At 41.0% G+C, this 3,771-nt stretch carries 3 protein-coding genes and 1 pseudogene; all 4 read left to right on the top strand.

The genetic code is table 11. The features are described from left to right. The first annotated feature begins 121 nt into the window (after window positions 1-121). Window positions 122-1,177: a lipopolysaccharide heptosyltransferase II gene (gene waaF, locus AB4232_RS21875; protein WP_371707602.1), complete on the top strand. Its 1,056-nt coding sequence runs from the start codon at window positions 122-124 to the stop codon at window positions 1,175-1,177. 13 nt (window positions 1,178-1,190) lie between these two features. Further along, complete coding sequence (gene waaA / locus AB4232_RS21870; RefSeq protein ID WP_372088006.1) at window positions 1,191-2,510, top strand: lipid IV(A) 3-deoxy-D-manno-octulosonic acid transferase; 1,320 nt, start codon at window positions 1,191-1,193, stop codon at window positions 2,508-2,510. Further along, window positions 2,507-3,247 carry a glycosyltransferase family 25 protein gene (locus AB4232_RS21865; protein ID WP_372088005.1) on the top strand — a complete coding sequence of 247 codons (741 nt, stop codon included), beginning with the start codon at window positions 2,507-2,509 and terminating at the stop codon, window positions 3,245-3,247. The genes waaA and AB4232_RS21865 overlap by 4 nt, the downstream gene beginning before the upstream one ends. A gap of 3 nt (window positions 3,248-3,250) precedes the next feature. Beyond that, a pseudogene (locus AB4232_RS21860) lies at window positions 3,251-3,771 on the top strand (hypothetical protein); the annotation flags it as partial.

Genomic DNA, 3,771 nt, shown 5'->3' with positions numbered 1-3,771 from the left:
AATACCTTGCTCCTTTCCAAGATGAACAACTAGAAAAATTGGTTTGCATTAAAACACTTCAAGAATATTTTAGACTATCTGGCCAAACTATTAACGAACACGCTATTTACGAGCAAGACAAATGAAAATTCTGATTATTGGCCCGTCATGGGTTGGAGACATGGTGATGTCTCAAGGCTTATATATTGAGTTGCAAAGACAGTATCCTGACGCAAAAATTGATGTTTTAGCGCCAGCATGGTGTAAGCCTATTTTAGAAAGAATGCCACAAGTCAATCAAGCTCTTGAAATGCCACTAGGGCATGGGCAATTTGATCTGAAATCTCGTTATAAGATCGGCAAATCGTTGAGGGAAGTACAGTACGATAAAGCGTACGTATTACCTAACTCCGCGAAATCAGCTTTAATTCCCCTGTTTGCACGCGTTCCTGAACGAGTTGGCTGGAAAGGTGAAATGCGTTTTGGTTTGCTTAATGACGTTAGAACCAATAAAAAAGCGTTTCAATACATGTTAGAGCGATATGTAGCGTTAGCGCACCCTAAAGCTGAAATGACGGGTAGTGGTTGTTTAGGTGAATTGTCATCATTACCTTTTCCAAGCCTACAAGTTGTTGACTCCAGCCAACAAAAGGCTATGGAGCAATTTGGTTTAAACAATCAAAGGCCTGTCCTTGGTTTATGTCCTGGTGCTGAGTTTGGCCCTGCGAAACGTTGGCCTGATAATCACTTTGCAACAGCAGCGACAGCGATGATAAAGCAAGGTTACCAAGTGTGGTTGTTTGGCTCGGCTAAAGATCGTGAAGTAACCCAAAAGATAATCGAACAAGTCCCTGTTAATATGCAGCAGCATTGCTTCAATTTAGCTGGAGATACGAGCTTAATTCAGGCTGTAGACTTGATCGGGGCTTGTCGTACTGTCGTTAGCAATGATTCTGGGCTAATGCATGTGGCCGCCGCGGTGGGCTGTAATGTCGTGGCTGTTTATGGCTCTAGTTCACCTAAATATACGCCTCCGCTAACGAACAAACTGGCAATCATCAATACTGATATTGAGTGCCGACCTTGCTTTGAACGAACTTGTCCCAAGCTGCATCTAAAGTGCCTAACTGAGTTAATGCCAAGTAGAGTCATTAGTGCTATTGAGCAGTTTGATGTTATTTCCCAAGGTAAAATATAAATAAGGTCGTTATATGAGCATCGTCGTTCGTTGGGCCTATACCGCGCTACTTTGCCTTGTCAGCCCTATTCTGCTTTGGGGCCTGTATCGCTCTAAAGCAAACAAACCGCCTTTTGGTCATCGCTGGAAAGAGCATTTCGGATTTACACCGCCTATTAAGAATAGACAATCGGGTGTGATTTGGATTCATGCCGTTTCAGTAGGGGAAGTGCTGGCGAGTAAAAAGTTAGTCGAACAACTGGCGATACAAAACCCAGATAAAAGAATACTGATCACTACAACAACGAGTACAGGCGCTGAACAGGTAGAAAAGATGAGCGGTTCGATTAGCCACCGTTATATGCCTATTGATTTTAGTTGGTGTGTTCAACGTTTTATCAACCGCATTCAGCCAGACAACATGCTCATTATTGAAACGGAATTATGGCCAAACACCATTAACACCGTTGCTAAAAATGATATTCCGATGATATTAGTCAATGGACGATTATCCGAAAAATCAGCCAGTAATTATCAAAAAATGAGTTCGTTAATTTATCCGACAATTTCTAAGTTAAGTTTAATATTGACGGTACACTCTGATGATAAATCTCGATTTGAGTTACTAGGTGCGCCGAGCGAAAAAGTCATTGTCACAGGGTCAATTAAGTACGATGTGTCGATTGATAATAATGTAATCGCACAAGGCGAGCATCTTAAAGATATTTTGGGGCAGGGTAGGCAGATTGTTGTCGCCGCGAGCACTCATGCGGGCGAAGATGAACAAATTTTTAGAGCTTACCAACAAGCCAAAATCCAACGGCCAGAGTTGCTGTTAGTGATAGTGCCTCGTCATCCTGAACGGTTTGATTCAGTTGCTGAATTGGCCAAAAACCGAGGCTTAGTTTTGGTTCGTCGAACCGAAGTTGTTGACGAGTTACCGCTCGATGTCGACGTTTACTTGGGGGATACGATGGGAGAGCTTATGGTTATGCTTTCTGCGAGCGATCTTGTTTTTATGGGAGGAAGCCTACTTGGAAAGAAAGTAGGAGGGCATAACTTCATCGAACCTGCGCTGCTTCAAAAATACTGCTTAACAGGGCCGAGCTATTTCAATTTTGCAGACCTAGCGAATCAATTGATCGAGTCAAGCGCACTGTCTGTTGTAGCCGATGAGAATGAGCTTGCTTTACAAATGATCAGTGCATTATCCAAGCCTAAAGAGTTAATTGAAAAAGGGCGAATAGGCTATGGTATAGTTCAACAGAATCAAGGTGCGTTACAACAAACACTCCAATTGATACATCATTCAGCCACCAATAATCAGTCAACCAATATTGAGACATCACCATGATCAAAACTTTTGTTATCCATGTAAGCAAAGGCTACGAAGAACGTAGAAAACATATAGATAAGCACCTGCCAGAAGTGGGCATCACTGATTACGAATATATGTTAGCTGGTGATATCGATGATCTATCTGATGACGTTAGAAATGGCTTTTTTGACGACTCACTGAGGCTCCCTGAGAAGTCTTGCTTTTATAAGCACTACTTAGTGATGAAAAAAGTCGTAGAAGAACAAATTCCACAAGTATTAGTGTTAGAAGATGATGCTTTTTTAAATAGCGATTTTATTGAGCAACTAGAAGCTTTCCAAAGCGAGCTTGTTGGTGAAGAAAAGTATCTTGTAAATATTGAAGAGGCGTCGAGTTTAGTACCCACATCAGTAAGAGTACCAAATCAACATCTGTACTTGTGTAAAACGAACAAGCTTACTGGTGGTTTGCTTTATGACCTTAGTTTTGCTCGCGCAATGGTAGAGCATATGGAAAACAATATAACCGACGCACCTATTGATGGTTATATTGGTAATGAACGAACGACATTAGAGTACAATATTTTTTGGACACACCCACCTTTGGTTCGTCAGGGCAGTAAAACCGGTGCATTTGATAGTGAGTTGAGTGGTAGAACCTCAGGACTTTATGCGACGGTTAGAAGTTGGTTTAAAGAGGGATACCGAACTCATGTTCGAAGCCATGTCAGCAGCAAGCACAAAGCACTTTTTAAAAATATTACGAAGTACTAAATTATGAAATCAGAATTGGCTAGAAAACACTTAACATTTGTCATTTATGGCAATGATAGAACTTACTATCAAGGCGCAAGATTTTGCATTTTGTCTTTTTTAGCCAATTGGGTTGAGGCAAATGGAACTAGGCCTGAAATTTCTGTTCTAGCAGAAGAGCCTGAGCACTTCGCTAATATGCCAATTAAAGTGTTTCCGATATCGCCTGATCAAAAGGCTGAATGGAGTCTAGACAATACTTATCACTTTAGAATTAAGAACCGCGGCTTAAAATATCTTTGTGATAATTTAGAGTTGAGTCCTGAAGATAAACTGCTTTTTCTAGATACAGATACGTACTTTAACGTGCCAACAAATGTTTACTTCGACTCTATATCGGATAAAAACGCGTTACTGTTTTGCTCAGAAGTGAACATCAATACTTTGCCAAGCACCAATGAGTATGCACATATCAGAGATAGAGATATAAAACTTATGGATGGCAGTGTTTACCGCACCAATCCAGACTCTGTTATGTGGGCGTC

Origin of the sequence: Vibrio sp. 10N.286.46.A8 (assembly GCF_041470165.1) — a bacterium.
In the GTDB taxonomy this organism is placed as follows: Bacteria; Pseudomonadota; Gammaproteobacteria; order Enterobacterales; family Vibrionaceae; genus Vibrio; species Vibrio tasmaniensis_A.
Note: the sequence above shows the minus strand (reverse complement) of the source record. Positions and strands in the feature narration are given on the sequence as shown.